The organism is Sulfitobacter aestuariivivens, assembly GCF_014763045.1.
GTDB lineage: Bacteria > Pseudomonadota > Alphaproteobacteria > Rhodobacterales > Rhodobacteraceae > Sulfitobacter > Sulfitobacter aestuariivivens.
Genome location: NZ_JACTAG010000001.1, coordinates 118,122 through 139,572, shown reverse-complemented (window position 1 = coordinate 139,572; position 21,451 = coordinate 118,122). Strand labels below are relative to the sequence as shown.

Below are 21,451 nucleotides of genomic sequence, written 5' to 3'. Positions count from 1 at the left end.
TAGACGCACCCATGCCAAGGTAACATTACACATGTGGTTCCCCCTGCGCCTGAAGTTCTTCTTCTTTGCCACGCTTCTGGCCGTGGCCCCTTTGGTCATTGTCGGGCAAAATCTGACCCAACTGACCCGCGATGAGCTGAAGTCGGCAGCAAACGAAGACCTCACCACCGTCGCCGCACAGGTCCAGAACCAGTTCGACGCCACCTATCAGGGTCGCTGGCTCTCGCCGTTGATGGTCATCCGAAACGGAATCGACAGCGATGAGCTGGACGTGCCCCAGAAGGTATCGCTGCTGACGCTGGGGCTGCAGGAACTTCCTGACGTCCTGTCGCTGCAGCTTGCTGTGGCTGGGTCTAATCTGCCGATCATGGCGACAGACCAGGCGTTTTCTCAAAAACTGGAAAGCGTTGGCCTTGATCCCGTCGCGATCCTGACCGTTCCAAATGAGCTGATTCAGTCAATTGAGGCGACCGATCAATTCGGCCGGCCGTTGATTTCACAGCTTCCCCAAACGGGAGAGTGGATTGCAACGCTTGCTTTGCCCTTGAACACGACCATTGCCGGGCGGCAGGTAACCCTTGCAGCACGGATCGAACTTTCCTCTCTGGCGCGACTGGTCGAACGGCACCCCTTCGCCCAGCGCGGCAATATCACGATCATCGACCCTGCCGGGCGCACGGTTCTGGTGGATGAACAGGACCTCATCATTGAACGAGAGATCGTTCAGGCCGCCCTGCCCCTGATCGTTGCCGGTGTGCGGGCCAACACCCTTCAGGCCTACACCCGCCCGGATGGAACAGATGTTCTGGGCGCTCTGGCTTTTCCCGACTGGTTTCCCTGGGCCGTCGTGACAGAGCTGACCGAGGCCAAAGCCTATGCCGTGGTCAATGCGATCACCCGGCAGATCCTGATCGTCGGTGGGTTGGGTTTCACCCTTGCAAGCATCGGCGCGCTGTTTTTCGCCCGCCAACTGACGGGCCCCATTCTCAAGATCAGTTCCGTCGTCAACCAGATCGGATCCGGCGAACTCTCTGTCAGGGTTGAGGGCGTCAAGTCGCGCGACGAAATCGGGCACCTGGCCCGCCGCGTCAACGAAATGATCGACGAGTTACGCGAACGCATCGAACTGATGAAATTTGTCAGTCACGGCACAGTCGAAGCCATCCAAAGCGCGGATGAGGGCATGTCTCGCGGGGGCATCCGCAAAAACGTATCCGTCATCTTTACCGATATCCGCGGCTACACTGAATTTTCTGAAAGGGTTGCGCCAGAGGTCGTTATCGAAGCGCTGAATGAATACTTCGAAGAACAGACCCGCATCGTCGAAGAATACGAGGGCGACGTTGACAAGTTCATCGGCGACGCCCTTGTGGCCGTATTTGAGGGCGACAGAATGGAAGAGCGCGCCGTCGAATGCGCCGTGCACATCACTGACGCGATGAACGTCCTGCTTGAACGTTTTCCGGACTACAACCTGCATGTGGGCATCGGCGTCGCCTCCGGCGCAGTCGTGATGGGGGCGATGGGGGCCGCCAGCCGGATGGATTACACCGTCCTGGGGTCAACCGTAAACCTCTCAGCACGCCTGTGCTCAAAGGCCGAACCGGATCAGGTGCTGATCGACACCGCGACCAAAGACGCCTGCGCAGGCCTTGATAATGTGGCGTTCGAGAAACTGGACGCCATTGAACTCAAAGGCTACGCCGACCCGGTCCCGACATTCGCAGCCACGCAGATAAAGACGTCCGCATCACCGCCCCAGCCGGACAAGCAGCCAGCCAAGGTTGGTGAATAAGCGCGCTGCGCCAGTCTGCCGCAACCACAGACCTTCAATCCGTTCGTCACGTTAGATTTCCAGATCAAGACGCGGCTTCCAGAACGGCCGGAACAGCTCGATCTTGGGGCAACGGTTCATCACCACTTTAAGGCCTGCATCCTCTGCCAGTTTGGCGGCAGCATCGTCGTAAACGCCGATCTGACCCCACAAGACCTTGGCCCCTATCTCAATTGCCTGTTCGGCAAACCCGTAGAACTCTTCCTTGGGCCGAAAGACCTCAACCATGTCGACTGGGCGATCCACCTCCGCCAACGAATGAAAGACCTTGATGCCCCGGATCTCTTTCAATGCAGGATTGGGATTGATCGGGATCATGTCATATCCGGTCTCGTGAAGCACCCGCAGTACCCCGTAACTGAACTTGGTCTTGTCCGCGCTGGCCCCCACCATGGCAATCGACTTCACGGACTTCAGAATGTCCGCAAGGTACTTCTGGTTATAGTCATAAAGATCATCAAGCGCGGTGGCAGGCATGGGTCAGACCTCCTTCGGAGTGGCGATATCTGCCTTGAGTTCGTGGGCTTTGAGCGGATCGAGAAACGGGTTACGATAAAGCCTGTCGTGCGCCTCAACCCCGATCTGCAAGGTGATGTCACTGACCGGGCGCGCCACGCACAGAATGACATAGCCGTCGTTGATCTGGCGATTGTTCAGGGCGACCTGACGGCGCTGATCCACAGCCCCCGCCGTCAACTTGGCCGCGCAGGTGATGCAGCCGCCGTACTGACAGCCAAAGGGTAGATCGACGCCCTGATCGCGCAGACTGTCCAGCAAGGCGCGGCGCGCATCCACGCGGTACGTCTCATTCCCGCGATTGGCGAGGGTCACGGTATACGTCTGGCCCGCACTCACCCCCACCCAAGCTCCCGCAGGGCCCAGGGCGCATTCCAGATCTTGGTCATATGCGCCACTTTCCCGTCCCGAAACGCCATGTGATAGACATAGTCGCTCGACGTGGTCTTGCCCGTCGGAGGCACCGGTCCGCCGTCGCCGGAATGCGACCCCGTGAATACCGCATAGGCAACAACGCAAGCGCGCTCTGTGTCTGTGCCAAAGGACTTCAGCTCATAGGATCCATCCTCGAGAATGGTCAAGAGGCCTTTCATCCAGTCGCAATAGCCTTCCAGCGTAGTGATCTCGGCGATGGCTTCGGATTGTGCGGCAAAGCTGGCGTCGGCGTGGCAGTACTGCGCGCAAACTTCCCACCCCTGTCCGGTTTCACAGGCATCAAAAAAGGCATGTGCCGTCTCAGTAATAGACATAAAAGAATCTCCCAAGTTTTGAATTCAAATCGTCATAACCAGATATCACTCGTACAATCGCCCCCCGGATACCGCGCCTCATGGCAGCGACTGGGCCCGTTGGGTTCCTTGCCGAAATCGACAATGAAGTCTTCGTTGATCTTCATGCCGCCATTGACCGGATCACAGTCGATCATCACCATCACCCCACCTTTCTCGCGGATTTCCGGATAGAATTGATTGTCCCAGGTCGAGAACAGCGAGGTCGTCACATAAAGCCGCTTGCCATCAAGGCTGAGCTGAAACATCTGCGGCCCGCCTGCCATCTCTACGCCGTTCACATGCGTCGCCTTGCCAAGTAACCCACCCATCCACACCTGCCCGGTCAGCACCGGATGATGCGGATCTGAAATATCGTACTGGCGCATGTCGCCATGCAGCCAGTTGTTCAGGTAAAGATACTTGTCATCCATCGACACCAGAATGGCCGACATGACGCCGGGCACCGGGATAGGCCATTCAGGGTGCGGTTCGTTCTCCACGTCGATGATCTTTTCCCAACGCCATTCACCGCCATCGTCCTTCCACCAGTGAATGACATTCGCGCTCAGCGCTGCACCACAAAAGCCGTGGGTGCTGTCGGGATCGTGGTGAAACTTGACCTCAAGCGGGATCAGACCGTCCTCGCCCAGGTACATGCTCTGGATCGGTTCCCGTTTCTCGAAATCCCAAAAATGCAGTTCCCGCCCGTATTTCAAGTGACCCACCTCTTCCAGATCAAAGCCCGGCATGAAGGTATTGGGCGCGGCCCATTCGCTGCTGACCATTACATTGTGGCGGGGCTGGTACCAGAAATCATAGCCGAACTTGATGTCACCCATTGAGCTTTCCCAGCGACCCTGGATTTCAAATTCCTTGTTGAGATGCAGATAGCCGCCCGGCGCCTCTCCCTTTGCATTGCCCAAAAACGAAATGATGATCTCTGATCCCAGACAATGCACGGTGTGCGGCCCGCTCAGATCCGCCTTCGCCTTGATGTCCGCTCCATCAATCACCTTGTGCAGGCGTGGCGCGCGCGGGTCTGTCGCCGTATCCACGATATGCAGATTGTTTGACCGCACCCCCGGCAGGATCAGGTATTTGCGGCTCATTGAGCCATCGTCGAAACACGACGAACACGCATTCCACCCCATGTGATGCAGCTCATCCCCGATCCCGGGCATTTCCAGTCGGTGGATGACCTGGCTATAGGTCGGACTGTCGGGGTCCACATCGATGGTCGCCAGATAATCCGGCTTTTGGATGCCGGTGCCGGTGTAGATCGCAATCGTGTAAAGCAGCTTTTCGCGCGGCGCTTTGATCGCGTCGGCAGGCGATGCATATCCCGGTCCGCAACACTCCATGCGCTGGTCCTCCCTAAATCAGCTATGGCAGCGATCTGCCCTACGGTCCTCATTACAAGTTTTCGCGCCAGCCTGCCATCCATAACGATCTGATGGACCCCATCGGCATCACTGACCATCGGACAGTCGGAATTCCCGTGGCACTTGCATTGCCGTCACACAATTGTATCGTCTGACTTCTAAGAAAATGAAGCGACCTAAGTCGCGCGATGGAAAAGCACAAACATCTGTGCATGGGAGGAACTATGAAAAAATCACTTTTTGGCGCGATCTTGGCTTCAGGAACGGCTCTGTCGCCCCTCTCGGCTTATGCCGAAACCGAAGTTCAGTTCTGGCACGCCTTTACCGGGCGCCTGGGTGAGCTTGTCGCCGCGCAGGTCGAGGATTTCAACGCCAGCCAGGACGATTACGTCGTCGTGCAAAGCCATAAAGGGAACTATTCGGAAACCCTGAACGCAGGCATCGCCGCGTTCCGCGCGGGTGAACAACCCCACATCCTGATGGTGTTCGAAGTCGGCACAGCCACGATGATGTCCGCCACGGGCGCGACCAAGCCGGTCTTCGAGGTCATGGCCGAAAGCGGCGCCACCTTCGACCCGGACGCCTACATCGGCTCGGTCAAGGGCTATTACACCTCCACCGACGGCGAAATGCTGTCCCTGCCTTTCAACTCATCCACCCCCGTTCTCTGGGTGAACCGCGATGCGTTCGAGGCTGCAGGCGTTGATCCCGACACGGATCTGTCCACTTGGCAGAAAGTGGGCGAGACGCTGGACGCGCTCAAGGCCGGGGGCGAAGACTGCCCGCTGGTGACCGCATGGCAAAGCTGGATCCACCTTGAAAACTTCTCGGCCTATCATGACGTGCCCTTTGCCTCCAAGGACAACGGCTTTGCCGGGACCGACACCGAACTGATGCTGAACGGCGAGGCGCAGGTCGCGCATCTGACGGCGATGGGTCAGTGGGCGCAGGACGGCAAGTTCATCTATACCGGCCGCCGCAACGAAGGCGGCGCCAACTTCCGCTCAGGCGAATGCGCGCTCTTTACCGAAAGCTCTGCGGGCTATGCAGGCATCAAGGCCGAGGCACAATTCGACTTTGACGTCCGCCCGCTGCCCTATTGGGAAGGCGTCGGCAACAGCCCGCAAAACACCATCATCGGCGGTGCTTCGCTGTGGGTGCTCGAAGGTCATGAAGCCGAAGAATACAAAGGCGTGGGCGAGTTTCTGGCCTACCTGTCGTCGTCAGACGTGCAGGCCCAATGGCACCAGGACACCGGCTATCTGCCAATCACCTCCGAAGCAGGCGACGCCACGCGCGCAGCCGGTTTCTATGATGAAAATCCCGGCACCGATATCGCCGTAATCCAGATGACCGCCAAAGAACCCACGGCCAACTCCAAAGGCCTGCGCCTGGGCTCCTTTGATCAGATCCGCGGCATCATCGACGAAGAGCTGGAAGCGATCTGGGCGGGTGACAAGTCTGCGCAGGAAGCCATGGACAGCGCCAAGGAACGCGGTGACGCACTGCTGCGCCGTTTTGAAAGCGCAAACAAGTAAGCGACATCGGGCAGGTCCACGTGGCCTGCCCGTTTTCTGACGGGGGGCTTGAGAGATGGAAAAGCGCGTCACGTTTCGCGGCTGGATGCTGCCCCTGCTGTTGATCGCACCTCAGGTCGTAATATCTGCCGTCTTCTTCTTTTACCCTGCGGGACAGGCGATCTGGCAATCTCTGTTCATTCCCGATCCCTTTGGCCTGTCGTCTCAATATGTCGGACTTGGCAATTTCGACTATCTGCTGAGCGACCCATTCTACCGCGCATCATTCCTGACAACGGCGGTATTTTCGATCCTCGTTACATTGTGCTCAATGGTTCCGGCGTTGTTTCTTGCCGTCATCGCCGACCGCCTGATCAAGGGCTCAGGCGTCTATCGCACCCTGCTCATCTGGCCCTATGCCGTGGCCCCTGCCGTCGCGGGCGTGCTGTGGCTCTTCATGTTCAACACCCGCGTTGGCGTGATCTCGTGGTATCTTGGCACGCTGGGCTATGACTGGAACCACGTACTCAACGGCAGCGAGGCGATGGGGCTTGTCGTGGTCGCCTCAGCCTGGGGGCGGATCAGCTACAACTTCCTGTTCTTCTTTGCCGCCCTGCAGGCGGTGCCCAGATCAGTGATCGAAGCGGCCGCCATCGACGGTGCCCGCTTCTGGCGCCGGTTCTGGACCATCGTGCTGCCGCTCCTGTCGCCCACCACGTTCTTCCTGCTGGTCGTGAACGTGGTCTATGCCTTCTTTGAAACATTCGGTGTGATCCACACGATCACTGCCGGTGGCCCCCAGCAATCGACCACCATTCTGGTCTACAAGGTCTTTTCGGACGGCTTTGTCGGTCAGGATCTTGGCTCCTCTTCCGCACAGTCAGTGATCTTGCTGTTCGTCGTGGGCCTGCTGACCGTGATCCAGTTCAAATTCATTGAAAAGCGGGTGCACTACTGATGGCCCGCGAAGTACATGGCATGGTGGAAAAGCGCGGCGCGGGCCTGTGGCTGACGCATGCGTTCATGATCATCGGCGTGCTGGTGATCTTCTTTCCGATCTGGCTGGCCTTCGTTGCCTCCACGGTCACCCAACAGGATATTATCCAGCCTCCCATGCCGGTGATGCCGGGCGATCAGTTCTGGATCAATTACAAGAATGCCCTCTTTTCCGGTGTGAACGTGCCGGTGGCAACCATGCTCTTCAATTCACTGGTCATGGCCATCGGCATTGCCGTGGGCAAGATCATCATCTCTTTGCTCAGCGCCTTTGCCATCGTTTACTTCAAGTTTCCGGGCAAGATGATTTTCTTCTGGATGATCTTCCTCACCCTGATGCTGCCCGTCGAAGTGCGCATCGTGCCCACGTACGAAGTCGTCGCAGGCTTTGGCATGCTCAACAGCTACTCCGGGCTGATCTTCCCGTTGATCGCCTCAGCCACGGCCACCTTTCTCTTCCGCCAGTTCTTCCTCACCATACCGGACGAATTGGCCGAAGCCGCCCGCGTGGATGGCGCACGGCCAATGCGGTTTTTCTGGGACATCGTCGTCCCGATGAGCCGCACGAACGTCGCCGCCCTTTTTGTGATCCTCTTCATCTACGGCTGGAACCAATACCTCTGGCCGCTTCTGATCACGACGGACCCCGAAATGAACACCATCGTGATGGGCATCAAACAGATGTTCCCCAGCGGTGACGACTTTGCCCATTGGCCCACGATCATGGCGACCTCCATCCTTGCGATGATCCCGCCGGTGATCGTGGTGGTGGGGATGCAGCGGCTCTTTATCCGCGGCCTTGTAGACAGCGAGAAATAATCATGGCGACAGTCACGCTAGCAGGCGTCAAGAAAAGCTTTGGCCCCACCGATGTCATTCATGGCATCGACGTGGCGATCGCGGATGGAGAATTCATCGTGATCGTTGGCCCATCGGGCTGCGGCAAGTCAACTCTGCTGCGCATGGTCGCAGGGTTGGAAACCGTCTCGGCGGGCGACGTGCTGATCGGCGGCACACGGGCCAACGACCTTGAACCGATGGACCGCGACATCGCCATGGTTTTCCAGAATTACGCGCTCTATCCGCATATGTCGGTGCGCCAGAACATGGGCTACGGGCTGAAGATCGCCAAACTGCCTAAAGACGAGATCAATGCCAAGGTGGAAGAGGCCGCCCGCCTGTTGCAGCTTGAACCGCTGCTGGACCGCAAGCCCCGGCAACTCTCCGGAGGGCAACGTCAGCGTGTCGCCATGGGGCGCGCCATCGTGCGCGAACCGGCGGTGTTCCTGTTTGACGAACCCCTGTCGAACCTCGACGCAAAGCTACGCGTGCAAATGCGGCTTGAGATCCGCGAACTGCAGGCCAAGCTGGGTATCACATCGCTTTATGTCACCCACGATCAGGTCGAAGCCATGACAATGGCCGACCGCATGATCGTGATGAACGCGGGCATCGCCGAACAGATCGGCACACCGCTTGAGGTATATGAAACACCGCGCACTCTTTTTGCCGCTCAGTTCATCGGCAGCCCGGCGATGAACATACTCGATGCAGTGGTCGAGAACGGACAGGTCATGCTGCAAGGTGTCGCGGTCGCGCGGGCCAACGGTCCCGATGGCCCGGTCAAGTTTGGCATCCGGCCAGAACATATGCTGCCGGATGATGCAGGCCCCCTCGTGGTTGCGGTGCAAATGACCGAACCCCTAGGGGCAAATACGCTGCTCCATGGCAAGTTGCCGGGCCATCATGACAGTTTCACCATCAGCCTGCCCGGCGTTCATGCGTTGCCGAAAACCGAGATGCGCTTTGCCGTGCAAAAGGGCCAGTCCCACGTCTTTGATGCGGCCACAGGCGTGCGCAGGACCTAGCCTGCGGGCACATGCTCTCTACCCTGCCGCGAGGCCAGCGCGCACAGCGCGCGCTCAAGGATCAGCGCACCGTAGGCCGGATTGCGGTGCACGGGATCGATGGTGTCATCAGCGGCGCGGCGGCTGTATTCGGGTTTGCTGGTACAACCGTCACCACAGGTTTCCGGCGGCTGGCGGATCAACGTGATGCCATCCTCTGCCGCCGCCTGCTCTAATGCTGTCCAGATCCGATCCACCCCTTCCCGGTTCGGTTTCTGGGCGAGCGTATACTCAGGACCCTTCTGCGGGGCTGACCCTTCTGCAAGGAAGGTGCTGGGCGCCACAAGAATGTCACAGCCCGTCGTTTTCGCAAATGCGCGCGCAACACCGTAGAATCTCTGACGGCGCAGCCAGTCCGCACAGGTCTGCGCGAAAACCGCCTGCGATGTGAATGCCTCCGGTTGCTGAAATCGCCTCAATTCGGGCTCAAAAATATTCAGCGACCGGATGCGCGCGCCCATGAACAGGATCACGTCAAAATCATCCGGGTCCAGCGCCGGGCGCCCCGCGTCGTTCACGGCCAGAACAGACGGCAATGCCTCGTCGCTGGGCACCACCTTCCCATCCCTATAGGCCAACTGGCGAAACAGTGGTCCCTCCGCCCCCCAGAATTCAATCTCGATGCCACCGGGCGGCTCAAAGAGCGCCTCCGTCACGGCACGCTTGATGCATCCGATATGGCTGTCACCGAAAACGCATATCCTGCGGGGTCTAGCGCTGGAAGGCATTCAGCATTTCCTCTTCGCAAACCAGATCTTCCACCGAGGGCGGCGGGGTATCTTTGCTTGTCTCGTGACCCTCCGTCTGCGGATTATCAGCATAACGCTGCGCGCCGAATTTCGCGGCCTGATCCGCAAAGAAAGTGTTCATCACATGCGCCACACCATGGGGGGAAACGCTACGCATATTGGGCTCGTAGAACATTCCCCGATAAGGGCATGAGGTGATGATCTCGTATGAGGGGAAGTAGTCCGTGAAACGGCTTCTGCTGACCATGTCACCGGCAACGGCGCGCAGGGTCGACTTTGACAGCGTCGTCGCCGTCAGCACGTGCTCTCCCGACGCCGTCGCCGTCAGCGGCACAGGCGACACCGTCAACAGGAACCGCAACCCCCTGTTGTGCCCGCGCATGATGTTCAGCGCTGCCCGCAGATCACGCCGGATTTGATTGAACGGCTGGTTACGGAACGCATGTTCCGCCGGATCGAAGGTCCCGGCCAGCGTGCCGGGGCACATGGCATATTCATGGCCCGCCGCCAGATTGTACCATGCTTCCGTCAGACCCATCGTAAAGACAAAAATGTCGCTTTCCCGCACTGCCCGCCGGATGGCCGCAAGGGTCACTTCGCGCGATGCAAAAAGCTCTTGCGCATTTTCAAACCCGCCCGGTTCGATTGCGGGACGGAAGGGATCATAAAAGCGGCCGTCTTTCTCCCACACCTCTGTTGGCGGCGTGGCCTCGCCAAAGGCCCAGCTGACCCATTGCAGCAACGCAGTGGCGGTGTAGATATTGCCGGTCCGAAAACTGAATACACCGTAGTTGAAGTGTTTACGGCTTTCGGCAGAAAGAGCCAAAGGCGCAGGCTCCGCATCGACCCAATGATACCGCCGCGCCGCAAGTGCCCGCCCGATATGCTGCGCAAAACAGGACCCCGCCGTGACGATCCGATGTTTTGGCAAAATGCGGAATTTCGGCTGCCACAGCCCTTCAATGTCAAAGGCCGATCGACCAGCCACTGCCGTTTTCCAGAACGCCTTGTCATCCAAGTCGGTATACGGATTGGGTTGAGGCGCCGCTCGCGTGCGCGCGTTGGGGGTCTTGCCTGACATCGTCACCTGCTCTCAATTGTTATTGAGTGTTTTAGCATCATTTTGTGAAGCGGCCGTTGCCATTTGACAAGCAATTCAGAGCGGATTTGTGCAATATCCCGACACCTGCGGCAGTTGTGCCAACTGCGGGATCGCGCCGAAACTAGGGCCGAATCTCCACGCTGGCACAGCCCAAATGAGGCAAAAGCGTGACGTTCAAAATGCTTCGCTTCACGATATGCAGGCCCCGAACCCGCCAAAACGGCTCCTTTTTTCGAAAAATTTCCCCCTAAACTGGCAATTGCCCAGGTCCATAACCGCCTCGGATGCAGAAACAATCTGTTTCAGAAAAATTCGCTCAACTGTGGCGAAAATCTGTTAGGGATATGGCGGAAATAATTACGAATGATCTGCGTCGCTTTTTCAGGGTTCGGATAGGCGACGGGGCTTGGTACAGGATCATCGGCTGTGTCCGTCCTGTTCAGGCCGCGGCCGTACCAACAAACCGGTGGGTTTCGCGGGCCGAGATCGACACGGCCCTGCGCCATGTTGGCACAGGTTTAACGAGTTCTAGGCCCTTGGAGGGTTTGTATGAAGAAGTTCAATGCCGAAGGGCCTGAGTACGGCCTTTTCGATCTTGTGGAACCAAAACGAAATTTGGGGCTCGCATTCGAAAACGGCAATGCACCGATCGTGACAATGGCTCCGTCCGTCTGGGATGACGATGATCTCGCGCCCAGACGGATCGGCAACCAATTCTACCGCGTTTTCGTCAAACGGGCCTTTGATATCCTGCTGGTTCTTGCCAGCGCACCGTTTGTCCTGCCTGTCATCGCCCTTTGTGCGCTGGCGCTCTGGATCGAAGGGGGCCGCCCCTTCTATACACAGCAGCGCATCGGCCGTCGCGGGGATCGGTTCTCGATCCTCAAACTGCGCACCATGGTGCGGGACGCCGACAGCGTGCTCAAGGATATCCTGGACAGAGATCCTGCAAAGCGTCGCGAATGGGATGCCCTGCAAAAGCTGAAGGCAGACCCGCGGGTGACCCGTGTGGGACAGGTCCTGCGCGTCACCTCCCTTGATGAGCTGCCGCAGCTTTGGAACGTCTTGAAAGGCGACATGAGCCTGGTCGGACCCCGCCCCATGATGCCCGAGCAGGCACCGCTTTACGGCGATATGGCGGCCTACGAGGCCCTGCGCCCGGGGATCACGGGGCTGTGGCAGGTATCGGCACGCAATGGAAACCGGTTTTCCCATCGCAACACCGTCGACGCCACCTACGAAATCACACTGAGTTTCGGCGCGGACTTACGGATCGTATTCCGGACAATCGGCGTCGTCCTTCGCGGCACGGGGTACTGAATGATGACATGCTGTTCCTCAATCGTGCAGAGCGATAGTATCGCACCATGCCCAAGAAACCGAAGGGGGATGTGATGCGCGATTCGTATCTTTTTGACGATTCCTCCGATCAAATCAGTCATGCGGACGTAGTGCAGACCGGCACCGGTTTTCGCCACTCGATCCGGCCCCGCCGCGCGGTGGTGGAGCAGGCGCAGAAACGTGCGATGGCACAGGCCTTCGATACCCCCTTTGACAGCCGCGTTGTTGCAGATGCCGGATCATCACGCTGGGACGACCTGCCCTTGGCGGACCCCGGCACCCGCCGCGCGCTCAGCTCTGCGATGCCGGTTGTCGATGCGGGCCGCGACACCCCGTCTGTGCGGGCCTTCGATCTACTGCGCACACGTCTGCGCCAGACCACACAGGAACACGGCTGGCGCAATATCGCCGTCACCGCACCGACCTCAGGCTGCGGCAACACCTTCACAGCCGTGAACCTTGCCCTCAGCCTCAGCCGCATCGCAGGCTCCCGCACGGTGCTGATGGATCTCAATCTGCGCCGCCCCGGCGTCGCACGCGCGTTTGACATGAAGGCGCCTAGCACCATGCGCGATTATCTCGACGGGACCATCCCGCTAGGGGATGCGATCGTGCGCGTCGGCGACACTCTGGCATTGGCCCTGAATGAGGATGTGCACGAGAACCCCTCAGAGACGCTGCAGGATCCTGCAACCGCCCTGACGCTGGAACGCATGCGCGCGTCCTTGCGGCCCGAACTGGTCATCTATGACATGCCGGCAATGCTTGCCAACGATGATCTGACGGCATTCCTGCCGCAGCTGGATGGGGTTCTGCTGGTCAGTGACGGCACCCAGACGATGGCGCGCGAACTGGTGGAATGCGAACGCATGCTTGACGGACAGGTGCCGCTGCTTGGCGTTGTTCTCAACCGTGCCCGCAAGGACTCAGTCCCGTCATATCGGTGAAAAACGCCGCATAATCGCCCAATTGTTCTGATTTGACCGGATTTGACAGGGCGAGCTCTTTCGTCACTCCGCCCGAAGGATTAGGAAAGAACGGATATGGGTCCGATCTATTCGCTTGCTGATTTTCTGGACATGCTTCGCCGTCGGGTGGGGGTGATTTCGTTTGTCGTGATTTCCGGGTGCTTTGCCTCAGTGATCTGGGCGCTCTCGATCCCGCATCTCTACCGCTCAGCCGAAGTGATCCAGATTGAGCAGCCCAAAATCGACAGTGAGCTGGCACCGACCACGGTCGCCGGATCTTCGGCGCGCCGCCTGCAACTTATTGAACAGCAATTGATGTCGCGCAACAGTCTGACGGATATCATCGACCAATTCGGCCTCTACGACCATCTCGACGCGTTGCGCCCATCTGAAAAGGTCGATCTGCTGCGCCAATCGGTCAGCATTGCCGGTGTGGCAGCGGTGCGCGAAGGGTTTGCCGACGACGGCACCATCTCTGTCCTGACCATCTCGGCTGAGATGGAGACAGCGGCCCTTGCCCAGGCGGTCGCACAGGAATTCGCCGACCGCACCCGGGCCCTTTCCGCCGCCCAGCGGCAGGAACAAACCGCTGAGACCCTGGCATTCTTCACGCAACAAGAAGAGAACCTGGAACGCGACATCGCAGCGCTTGAGGTGGAATTGGCCGCCTTCCGCTCAGAAAACGATCTCAGCATCGAAGGCAGCCTCGATTTCCGCCGCGACGAAATCGCCAGCCTCAACACCGCCCTGCTGGCGCTGGACCGCGAAATCATCGCCGCGCAACTTGCCCGAACCCGTATCGATCCCAACCAGCGCGCAGACACCGTCCGCCGGCTCGAGACCGAACTGGACGCAACGCTCGAAAGCCTCACCACACAGCGCAGCTTGCTGCAGGACCGGCGCAACACCCTCAGCGCCAGCATCCGGACCACACCCGAGGTCGAGCGGACGCTGGCTGAGTTCGAGCGGCGCATGGAACTGCTGCAGGGCCAGCTTGACGTCATCTCGACCCGCCGAAATGAGGCCGAGGTTGGCAATTCCCTCGAAACCGCTGCGCGGGGCGAGCGCCTGATCACCATCGAAGAAGCCTCCCTGCCCGACTACCCAATCACCACCAGCCGCAAAAGCCGTGTCTTTCTGGGCACCACAGGCGCGCTTGCTCTGGGGCTGGTGATCGCCTTCCTGCTGGAACTGCGTCGCCCGGTACTGCGTACCGCCCGTCAAATGGAGCGCGAAACCGGCCTGCGGCCCGTGGTTTCCATCCCTGAAATGCGCCCGCGCCAGATGCGCCCCAAAAAGGGGTTTGCAAAAATTTGGGAAGACAGGCGTCTGTCAGGGCAACGCGGGCGTGCAGCACGGCTGGCACGGGGCCCGGATATGACCAAAAGCTGAACGATCACGGCGCCTGGTGCCGGGCTATCCGATCTCAAACAGTCGCCGCGGCCATCGCGGCAATTGCATCCCAGTGCAGCCACAGCGCCAGCATGCCGACACTCAGCCCAAGCACCGCCCAGACCAGATCATGCGGTGCGTCCCAGACCCCATGCACCCGCGCCAGCCAGATCAGCACGGCGTGCGAAATCAGTAGCGCCAGCCCCATACCGATCATCGCCCCCAACACGCCCGCCTGCGCGGCCCCGATCAGCAAGAACCCCACCTGCAGGCTCGACCGGGCCGCTGAAGACATAAAGAAACGGCGCGAATCCCCTGCGGCCAGCGCGGCCTGATCATAGGTCATGCCAATCACCTGCGGGATCAGCGCCACGGACAGGATCACGATGATGCCCCCCGCATGGCCATACCGCGCATCATAAAGCAGGTCCGTCAGCCAAGGGCCCAGCAGCGCCATGACCATCAGCAGGCCAATCACCCCGGCTGAAAGCGCATACCGCAACCGGCTGACCCGCGCGGGTGCTGCCCCCTCACGGTAAACCGGGATCATCACCCGCCCGGTCACATTAAGGCCCAGCAGCAAAGGAAAGCTGGCCAGAAAATAGCCAATGTTGTAGATGCCCAAGCTCTCAAGCGTCAGGAACTTGCCAAGGATCGCCTTGTCCCCCTGGCTTGCAAAGAACCAGAACAACGTCGACAGAAAGATCCATTTGCCAAAACTGACCAGCTCGCGGCCCGCGGCGGGCTCCCATCCGAACCGGTTGCGCACGCCGGGCAGGCCAAAGTGCATCAGCACCAACCGGGCAACCGCTTGCACAACACCGCCGACAACGAGCGCGGCTACCGACTGCCAGATCACCGCAAGAACAATCATCACCGCAATGCCGATCACCTGACTGATCAGATCAAGCGCTGTCACCCGGCCCATCAGCAAATGTCGATGCGCCGTCTCAATTCGCGTGGGGCTGAAACCCTGTATCGCAAGTGCCATCGCCGCTATTGGCAGATATACCGCAAGATCGGCCTGCCCGTAGAATGCGGCAACAGGTGCAGCCAGCAGCCAGGCCAACCCCCAAAGCAGAAAGCCGCGCGCCACTTGGATCGTCCAGGCTGTGTTCAGAAAGGGCGGATCATCCCCCCGTTTGCTTTGCGCGATGGATGGCGCGATGCCCACGTCCGAAAACAATGTCAGCCCCACCGTGATGACCGAAATCAATGCCATCAGACCAAAGGCTTCAGGGAACAGCAGCCGCGTCAGGATCAGGTTCGAAGCCAACCGAATGGCCTGTGACGCACCGTATCCCAGCACGATCCACGAGGCCGAGCGCATCACCCGCGCGCCCAGCGCGTTGCCTTCAAGGGCGTGTGATAGCCGCGCAAACACCAAAAACCGCCTCACTCATGCCATGGTCAAACTTCACAAACGGGATTGCCCCATGGGCCGCAACAAGGCAATGGGAAGGTGACGGTAATTCTCCCCTCGGAGGCTTGTTTTGAAGATCGCGTATATCCTCAATACCTATCCACAGCCCAGCCACAGCTTCATCCGGCGCGAAATCCGGGCGCTGGAAGACGACGGGCACGATGTGCTCAGGTTTGCCATGCGCGCATCCGATCTGCCTTTGACAGACCCTCAGGACCGCGCGGAAAAGGACAAGACGGAATATGTGCTGGCCGCCGGTCCGCGCGCCCTGCTCGGGGCCAGCTGGCGCAGCCTGCGCCGGGACGCGGGCGATTTGTGGGGCGCGGTCAAAATCGCATGGCAGATGGGGGGCGTCTCTGACGTGGGTCGCCTGCGGCATCTCATCTATCTGGCCGAAGCGGCGTTTGTCGCGGAACGCTGCCGCGAAGAGGCGGTGACCCATGCCCATGCCCATTTCGGCACCAATGCCGCTACAGTCGCCCTGCTGGCCGCACGGATCGGCGGGCCAAAGTTTTCCTTTACCGTGCACGGGCCCGAAGAATTCGACGCGCCGCGCGCGCTATCTCTGGGCCAGAAAATGGCGGCGGCCGACTTTACCGTTGCCATCAGCCAATTCGGACGCAGCCAGCTTTGCCGCTGGGCGGCCCCCGACGACTGGGGGCGCATTCACGTCGTCCATTGTGGCATTGAACCCGCAAAATTTGATACCCCCGCGCCGCTGCCTAAAGGTCCGCGCCGACTGGTCGCCATCGGACGACTGGTGGAACAAAAGGGTCAGCTGGCACTCGTGCAGGCCATGGCCGAGGTTCAGGAGGACATACACCTCACCCTGATCGGCGACGGTGAGATGCGCAGCGCGATCGAAGCGCTTATAGCGCACAGATCGCTCAAAGAGCGCGTTACCCTGACCGGTTGGGTGGACGAGACCCGGATCATGCAGGAATTGGAAACCGCGCATGCGCTCGTGATGCCCAGCTTTGCAGAAGGTCTGCCCATGGTCGTCATGGAAGCCATGGCCGCCGCCCGCCCTGTCATCGCCACCTACATCGCAGGCACGCCCGAACTGGTGCAGGACGGCAAGACCGGCTGGCTGGTCCCGGCGGGCGATGTCCATGCGCTGGCCGAAGCGATGGATGCATTTGCACGCGCACCCTTGTCCAAGTTGACACGCATGGGCACTGCAGGGCGCGCGCGCGTCCTGCAACGCCACGATGTGGCCGCCGAAACCGCCAGGCTGGCTGCGCATATGCAGGGCTAGATCCGGTCCCGATGCCCGCGGTGCGGTATCAACGCCCGCGCACCCAGCGGCTCTTGCTGCGCAGAACCGGCAGCCGAATGGCGGCGCGCACGGTGGCAAAGGCCAGAAACGCGACAGGGTCGCGCAACGCCCGCTGCCAGACCGGCACGGTCTTGTCGTGCAGATCATCGTTCTGCATCAGATGCGGAAACTGCTCTGCCACCTCCGCCACGCCGATGTCCTGACGCCGGCGCACGCGCACCAGTTGCGCAAACCCCTCGATCATCGGCCAGTCGTACGTCGCCGGTACGTCGAACCGCTCTTCGGGGGTGAAGTTGAGCCGTGCAAAGGTGTCGTCAGAAATGATATCCGGCCACTCTCCCCAGCGCGCCCGGCCCACCCGGTTCATGGCAAAAACACCAAATCCCGGCACTCCGTGAACCATGAAGGGCGTGGTTTTCCAAAAGCGGGTATAGGCGCGCGTCAAGGCATCCGCGCCCACCGTGACCACCGGCGTGCCGCTGGCATAGCGCGGCACGCGCACGTGCAACACCTCTGCCAATTGCCCGATCAGCGCAGGCGACACGTTGGTATCCGCATCGACATAGATCAAGACGTCCCCCGTTGCCCGCGCCTCGCCTGCGTTCCAGGCGCGCAACTTGCCGCCCTCAGGCAGGTCCAGCACTGTCAACGACCAGCCTTTCAGCAGCACCTGTTCCTCAAAACTGCGTGCGATGCGGGCCGTGTCATCGCTGCAGCCATTGGCGATCACGATTAACTCGACCGCGCCATCAACCGGGTCCGAGGCCAACAGGGCCCCAAGGCAAGCAGGCAGATAAGCGGCCTCATTATGTGCCGGGATCAAAACCGACGTGCTCATGGCGTTCCCACCAGTGCATCCCAGCGCGCAGTCGTATCATCCAGATGCCGCAGCGCGCCCCATGAGCCCCATTTGGTCGGATTGTAGACATCGGAGTAATGCGTAAAAAGCTGCCCACCCACGGCGGTCCAGCCTTCCAGCAACGTCTGGTAAAGCGCCCCCATCTGAGGCGTATAATTGAAATGCTGGAAGAACGCGGTGAGCTCTTCATCCTCGACCTGACCGCCGATGCCAACGATATGACTGCCCCCCTCGTATACGACCAGGTCCAGCCCATGCGCCTGCGCCACCCCTGCGTGATAAGGCCAGACACGGCCCACTAGATCGGCCAGCGTATCAGAACGGTCGCCGCTCAGTGCGCCGTCGCGCAGTTCGCGTTCTGCCAATTCAACAGCAGTGTCATAGCGATGCGCCGCGATGTACGCACTGGCCGCCTGCCCCTCAAGGCCCTGCGCCTGTGCCGCCGCTTCGGCATCGCGCTGGCTTTCCTCAAGCCAGCCCATGACCAGCCCCTCGCGGTCCTCGCGGCCCAGAACGCCGCCGAAATACCCTGTCACCGCATAGGCATCAAAGCTCTCCACCGGCTTTGGCTCCCCCTCAGCGACGGCCAATGGCGCGTTCAGCGCCTCACTTTCAAGCCCAGGCCAGCCAGTCTGGGAAGAGACTACATTGACCAGCCGGGCCTCGGCCTCGTCGCCGAAAACCTCGGACCAGATCTGCGCGACCCGGGCCGCCCGAAGACCATAGGCCTGCATCCATTTGTCCTTCTGACTCCAGCGCGCACGAGCTGTGACATCGGCCCACCGAGCCTGCCCGAATTGCCAGTTCCAGACCTCGTTTGAAAACTCGACATAGGCTTCCAGTTCCGGATCGAGCGTATCGCGCACCAGCGTGGCAAAGGCACGGACATATGCGTCATCTGCCAGATGCGGCATGTTGAACCAGACGTCTTTTTCCAGCTCATTGGCCAGCGCAATCATGACCTCGGCAGGCACGCCTCCCTGATACGTCACATCTGCGGGCCTCGGGCGATCCGCCCAGACCGATTGGGTGGAATTGTTCGTCTGCATCCAATCCATAAAACGCAACAGCCGCAATTGGCCGACCTTCGCGGTCCACGCAGGATTGAACACGACACCTTCACGCAAACGGTCCAGATTGTCGGCATGCACCACGCTGATGTTGCGCGGGGGATCAGTGGTGTTGATGCGCTGGATGCGTATTTCCACCCCACCGGCACCGGGGGCATAATCGAACGTGACCTCGTTCTTGCCATACCGCACCCGCTCTGCGCGGCCGGCAACTTCAATCACACCGGTGCCCTCATACCGCAGCACATAGCGCCCCTTCAGGGAAACGGCGTCGGGTGGCATATCCGTCAGAATCAAGGTGCCGATGCTCGACAATTCGGGTGGCATTCTGACGGGCCAACCAGCGTCATCCAGATATCCCTCCGCCCGCAACGCCTCCAGTTCCATGCCGCCGAACTGGCCGGGCTTGTGCCCGATCCAGGGCCGCGCGGTCTTCATAACATCGATGAATGGCTGCTGCGTGCTCCAATCCGTCACAGCGGCAAGGCCGATGCCTATCGCGGGCGTCCCGTCGACCGCAACTGCCTGCCCTTGCACAGGAATAACCGGCGGTCCCGTTGGCACGGCGGGTGCGGTGACTGCGCGGGCGGGCTGTGTTGCGACCGGTGGCGGCGCTGGTACAGCACCGCCATAGGCCTGCACCGCCTCCCAGGCGATGCGCTGCAATGCCCGCGCAAGATCCGGATCGGGCGCATCAAATGCCGTGCCCCACCGGTCACTGAAATCCGTCGGCAGGCCCAGCGGGCTTTGCCCCGTGAGGGTCGCGTATTGCACCATCGCGACGAAGTAGTGTCCAAGGTCGCTCAGGTGAATGTCGTCAGAGAACAGCGCCGCGATATCCGTTAGCCCGGCCACCTCGCCCGCTGCGATCTGATCGTAGAGACGCGCCATCGCCTGACCTGCAGGGATCAGCCCGACCCGATCTTCATTCGCCCCGCGCACCGCCGCGACCTGCGCGACCAGATGCTCCCACTTGGGCAGGTCGCGATCCAACCTGATACGCCACGCCACATCCGCGCCTGGATCGTGCTCAACAGCAACGCCTGTGCCGCTTTTCAGACTGTGCCAGGTTTCCTGCACATAAACCCGTGCGTCCGGGCGCGCCGACAGCGCAAGCCCCGCAAAGGCCTGTGCGAAAAGGGATGTCTCGGACCACTGCAGATGCCCGTCAAGCGGGATCGCCTCGGTCAGTATAAGGTGGGTCGTGCCCCCTTCAGCAAGTACCGTGCGGGCATCGACACCTTCGGCGGAACCGCTGTGGTCCCAATTGTAGCGCAGCGGTGCCCCATTGATGATCTGCGCGCGCACCGTGCCTTCCCCGGTGCCCGCGCGCAAAACTTCCTGCAACATGTCGGGACCGTCAGTGCCAAACAGGCTGTGGCCAACCATCAAAATCGAAAAGACCGTGCCCAGCCCGCTCATACCGCGACCCCGGTCTCGGGATGGCGCGTAACGACATCCCAGACGACCTGCTGCATCTGACGCGCCAGTGCTGCATCCAGGCCCTCAGCCCGCGTCCCGTCTGCCCGCTCAAGATCATGTGGAACACCAAGGGGCGAGCGATGATACAGCACCGCATAATGCGTCAGGGCGACCACATAGGCCCCCAGATCGTTGAAATGGATCGTGTCGCTGCTGCCATCCGCATGCCGGGAGAAAAGCATGTCAGGATCCTTGCCATCTGATACCGTCCGCACCACGGCCGCCATCGCCTGACCTGCCGGAATGAGGTAAACCGGCGCGCCCAGTTGCGTGATCGCGGGGTTTTTCACCAGCTCTTGCCAATACGCCTCCAGATCGCGGTCGATGCGGGTCAACCAGCCATTGCCATCATCGGTATGGTGCCAGGTCTCATAAAGATACAGTCGGGTGTCGGGGTTCGCGGCCCGCGCCAGGGCCGCCCACCGGACAAGGTATTCCGGGCTGGCATGATATTGGATCGCGTCGCGGATCTCGACCATCTCGGTCAGAACGACCGCATCGTAGCGTCCCGACCCCAACGCCTCTTTGGCGGGCCTGAACCGGGGGTGATCATTCTCGACATCAAAGCCATTGATCGGCACATCCGGCTCCCAGTGATCCCGCAACGAGGTGCCCCAGCCCAACTGGCTGTTATAGGGGTGCCCCGCCAGTTGCGCCAGCATCGCGGGCATGTCACGTCCGACCAGCGAATGCCCCAGATGATACACGCTAAGCGGCGCCGCGGGCGGCGTAAGCGGCGTTTCGAAATGGGCGCTCACGGCATGATTGGGCACGCCTTCCGGCAAACGATTGCGCCACCAATATGCTGCACCAGCCCCACCCAGGGCCAATCCGGCAAGCGTCATGCGGCGTGAAATCTGCATT

Annotated in this window: 19 protein-coding genes; 9 read left to right on the top strand and 10 right to left on the bottom strand. The window is 60.3% G+C overall.

Going from position 1 to position 21,451, the window contains the following annotated elements:
* The first annotated feature begins 31 nt into the window (after positions 1 to 31).
* Entirely contained in the window at positions 32 to 1,795 is a 1,764-nt protein-coding gene (locus H9Q16_RS00620) for an adenylate/guanylate cyclase domain-containing protein (RefSeq protein WP_191073456.1), read from the top strand.
* Between the two features lie 51 nt (positions 1,796 to 1,846).
* Here the strand turns inward: H9Q16_RS00620 and H9Q16_RS00615 are convergent, their stop codons facing one another.
* From H9Q16_RS00615 to H9Q16_RS00600, 4 genes are read right to left on the bottom strand one after another with little or no spacing between them, the layout of a single operon-like run.
* Positions 1,847 to 2,311: a CoA-binding protein gene (locus H9Q16_RS00615; RefSeq protein ID WP_191073455.1), complete on the bottom strand. Its 465-nt coding sequence runs from the start codon at positions 2,309 to 2,311 to the stop codon at positions 1,847 to 1,849.
* A 3-nt stretch (positions 2,312 to 2,314) separates the two neighbouring features.
* The gene (locus tag H9Q16_RS00610) at positions 2,315 to 2,665 is read right to left on the bottom strand and encodes a 2Fe-2S iron-sulfur cluster-binding protein (RefSeq protein ID WP_343067723.1); all 351 of its coding nucleotides are present in this window, start codon (positions 2,663 to 2,665) and stop codon (positions 2,315 to 2,317) included.
* A 20-nt stretch (positions 2,666 to 2,685) separates the two neighbouring features.
* On the bottom strand, positions 2,686 to 3,099 hold the full coding sequence (locus H9Q16_RS00605; protein ID WP_191073453.1) for an ester cyclase: 414 nt from the start codon (positions 3,097 to 3,099) through the stop codon (positions 2,686 to 2,688).
* Between the two features lie 32 nt (positions 3,100 to 3,131).
* Positions 3,132 to 4,481: a selenium-binding family protein gene (locus H9Q16_RS00600; protein WP_191073452.1), complete on the bottom strand. Its 1,350-nt coding sequence runs from the start codon at positions 4,479 to 4,481 to the stop codon at positions 3,132 to 3,134.
* 245 nt (positions 4,482 to 4,726) lie between these two features.
* Here H9Q16_RS00600 and ugpB point away from each other — a divergent pair, with 245 nt between their 5' ends.
* From ugpB to ugpC, 4 genes are read left to right on the top strand one after another with little or no spacing between them, the layout of a single operon-like run.
* Positions 4,727 to 6,040, top strand: coding sequence for a sn-glycerol-3-phosphate ABC transporter substrate-binding protein UgpB (ugpB, locus tag H9Q16_RS00595; RefSeq protein WP_191073451.1), 1,314 nt, complete (start codon positions 4,727 to 4,729; stop codon positions 6,038 to 6,040).
* A gap of 55 nt (positions 6,041 to 6,095) precedes the next feature.
* On the top strand, positions 6,096 to 6,977 hold the full coding sequence (ugpA, locus tag H9Q16_RS00590; RefSeq protein WP_191073450.1) for a sn-glycerol-3-phosphate ABC transporter permease UgpA: 882 nt from the start codon (positions 6,096 to 6,098) through the stop codon (positions 6,975 to 6,977).
* 20 nt (positions 6,978 to 6,997) lie between these two features.
* Positions 6,998 to 7,834 carry a sn-glycerol-3-phosphate ABC transporter permease UgpE gene (ugpE, locus tag H9Q16_RS00585; protein ID WP_191075099.1) on the top strand — a complete coding sequence of 279 codons (837 nt, stop codon included), beginning with the start codon at positions 6,998 to 7,000 and terminating at the stop codon, positions 7,832 to 7,834.
* A 2-nt stretch (positions 7,835 to 7,836) separates the two neighbouring features.
* The gene (ugpC, locus tag H9Q16_RS00580) at positions 7,837 to 8,883 is read left to right on the top strand and encodes a sn-glycerol-3-phosphate ABC transporter ATP-binding protein UgpC (protein ID WP_191073449.1); all 1,047 of its coding nucleotides are present in this window, start codon (positions 7,837 to 7,839) and stop codon (positions 8,881 to 8,883) included.
* Here ugpC and H9Q16_RS00575 read toward each other — a convergent pair.
* Positions 8,880 to 9,650 (bottom strand): hypothetical protein, encoded by a 771-nt coding sequence (locus H9Q16_RS00575; protein ID WP_191073448.1) that lies wholly within the window; start codon positions 9,648 to 9,650, stop codon positions 8,880 to 8,882. The genes ugpC and H9Q16_RS00575 overlap by 4 nt on opposite strands.
* Positions 9,634 to 10,752 (bottom strand): GSCFA domain-containing protein, encoded by a 1,119-nt coding sequence (locus H9Q16_RS00570; RefSeq protein WP_191073447.1) that lies wholly within the window; start codon positions 10,750 to 10,752, stop codon positions 9,634 to 9,636. The genes H9Q16_RS00575 and H9Q16_RS00570 overlap by 17 nt, the downstream gene beginning before the upstream one ends.
* A 570-nt stretch (positions 10,753 to 11,322) precedes the next feature.
* Here H9Q16_RS00570 and H9Q16_RS00565 point away from each other — a divergent pair.
* From H9Q16_RS00565 to H9Q16_RS00555, 3 genes are all read left to right on the top strand, one after another.
* Positions 11,323 to 12,093, top strand: coding sequence for a sugar transferase (locus tag H9Q16_RS00565; RefSeq protein ID WP_246455394.1), 771 nt, complete (start codon positions 11,323 to 11,325; stop codon positions 12,091 to 12,093).
* Between the two features lie 74 nt (positions 12,094 to 12,167).
* Entirely contained in the window at positions 12,168 to 13,061 is an 894-nt protein-coding gene (locus H9Q16_RS00560; RefSeq protein WP_191073446.1) for a CpsD/CapB family tyrosine-protein kinase, read from the top strand.
* 96 nt (positions 13,062 to 13,157) lie between these two features.
* Positions 13,158 to 14,474 carry a GumC family protein gene (locus H9Q16_RS00555; RefSeq protein WP_191073445.1) on the top strand — a complete coding sequence of 439 codons (1,317 nt, stop codon included), beginning with the start codon at positions 13,158 to 13,160 and terminating at the stop codon, positions 14,472 to 14,474.
* Between the two features lie 34 nt (positions 14,475 to 14,508).
* On the opposite strand, the gene H9Q16_RS00550 is transcribed toward H9Q16_RS00555, so the two are convergent.
* Positions 14,509 to 15,804: an oligosaccharide flippase family protein gene (locus H9Q16_RS00550; protein WP_191075097.1), complete on the bottom strand. Its 1,296-nt coding sequence runs from the start codon at positions 15,802 to 15,804 to the stop codon at positions 14,509 to 14,511.
* 163 nt (positions 15,805 to 15,967) lie between these two features.
* Between H9Q16_RS00550 and H9Q16_RS00545 the strand changes: the two genes are divergently transcribed.
* Complete coding sequence (locus H9Q16_RS00545) at positions 15,968 to 17,155, top strand: glycosyltransferase (protein ID WP_191073444.1); 1,188 nt, start codon at positions 15,968 to 15,970, stop codon at positions 17,153 to 17,155.
* A 28-nt stretch (positions 17,156 to 17,183) separates the two neighbouring features.
* Here the strand turns inward: H9Q16_RS00545 and H9Q16_RS00540 are convergent, their stop codons facing one another.
* Genes H9Q16_RS00540 through H9Q16_RS00530 form a run of 3 tightly spaced genes read right to left on the bottom strand, consistent with a single transcriptional unit; the run spans position 17,184 to position 21,450 of the window.
* Complete coding sequence (locus H9Q16_RS00540; RefSeq protein ID WP_191073443.1) at positions 17,184 to 18,014, bottom strand: glycosyltransferase family 2 protein; 831 nt, start codon at positions 18,012 to 18,014, stop codon at positions 17,184 to 17,186.
* Positions 18,011 to 20,527, bottom strand: a complete 2,517-nt coding sequence (locus tag H9Q16_RS00535) for a hypothetical protein (protein ID WP_191073442.1) — start codon at positions 20,525 to 20,527, stop codon at positions 18,011 to 18,013. Before H9Q16_RS00535 ends, H9Q16_RS00540 begins: the two co-directional genes overlap by 4 nt.
* Positions 20,524 to 21,450, bottom strand: coding sequence for a hypothetical protein (locus tag H9Q16_RS00530; protein ID WP_191073441.1), 927 nt, complete (start codon positions 21,448 to 21,450; stop codon positions 20,524 to 20,526). Before H9Q16_RS00530 ends, H9Q16_RS00535 begins: the two co-directional genes overlap by 4 nt.
* Position 21,451: the final 1 nt, after the last annotated feature.

Coding starts and splice junctions, on each gene's coding strand:
- H9Q16_RS00550 (WP_191075097.1), bottom strand. CDS start 15,804: ATGCGCTCGGCCTCGTGGATCGTGCTGGGATACGGTGCGTCACAGGCC.
- H9Q16_RS00620 (WP_191073456.1), top strand. CDS start 32: ATGTGGTTCCCCCTGCGCCTGAAGTTCTTCTTCTTTGCCACGCTTCTG.
- H9Q16_RS00600 (WP_191073452.1), bottom strand. CDS start 4,481: ATGGAGTGTTGCGGACCGGGATATGCATCGCCTGCCGACGCGATCAAA.
- H9Q16_RS00560 (WP_191073446.1), top strand. CDS start 12,168: ATGCGCGATTCGTATCTTTTTGACGATTCCTCCGATCAAATCAGTCAT.
- ugpC (WP_191073449.1), top strand. CDS start 7,837: ATGGCGACAGTCACGCTAGCAGGCGTCAAGAAAAGCTTTGGCCCCACC.
- H9Q16_RS00530 (WP_191073441.1), bottom strand. CDS start 21,450: ATGCAGATTTCACGCCGCATGACGCTTGCCGGATTGGCCCTGGGTGGG.
- H9Q16_RS00565 (WP_246455394.1), top strand. CDS start 11,323: ATGAAGAAGTTCAATGCCGAAGGGCCTGAGTACGGCCTTTTCGATCTT.
- H9Q16_RS00575 (WP_191073448.1), bottom strand. CDS start 9,650: ATGCCTTCCAGCGCTAGACCCCGCAGGATATGCGTTTTCGGTGACAGC.
- ugpA (WP_191073450.1), top strand. CDS start 6,096: ATGGAAAAGCGCGTCACGTTTCGCGGCTGGATGCTGCCCCTGCTGTTG.
- ugpB (WP_191073451.1), top strand. CDS start 4,727: ATGAAAAAATCACTTTTTGGCGCGATCTTGGCTTCAGGAACGGCTCTG.
- ugpE (WP_191075099.1), top strand. CDS start 6,998: ATGGTGGAAAAGCGCGGCGCGGGCCTGTGGCTGACGCATGCGTTCATG.
- H9Q16_RS00570 (WP_191073447.1), bottom strand. CDS start 10,752: ATGTCAGGCAAGACCCCCAACGCGCGCACGCGAGCGGCGCCTCAACCC.
- H9Q16_RS00540 (WP_191073443.1), bottom strand. CDS start 18,014: ATGAGCACGTCGGTTTTGATCCCGGCACATAATGAGGCCGCTTATCTG.
- H9Q16_RS00535 (WP_191073442.1), bottom strand. CDS start 20,527: ATGAGCGGGCTGGGCACGGTCTTTTCGATTTTGATGGTTGGCCACAGC.
- H9Q16_RS00615 (WP_191073455.1), bottom strand. CDS start 2,311: ATGCCTGCCACCGCGCTTGATGATCTTTATGACTATAACCAGAAGTAC.
- H9Q16_RS00555 (WP_191073445.1), top strand. CDS start 13,158: ATGGGTCCGATCTATTCGCTTGCTGATTTTCTGGACATGCTTCGCCGT.
- H9Q16_RS00605 (WP_191073453.1), bottom strand. CDS start 3,099: ATGTCTATTACTGAGACGGCACATGCCTTTTTTGATGCCTGTGAAACC.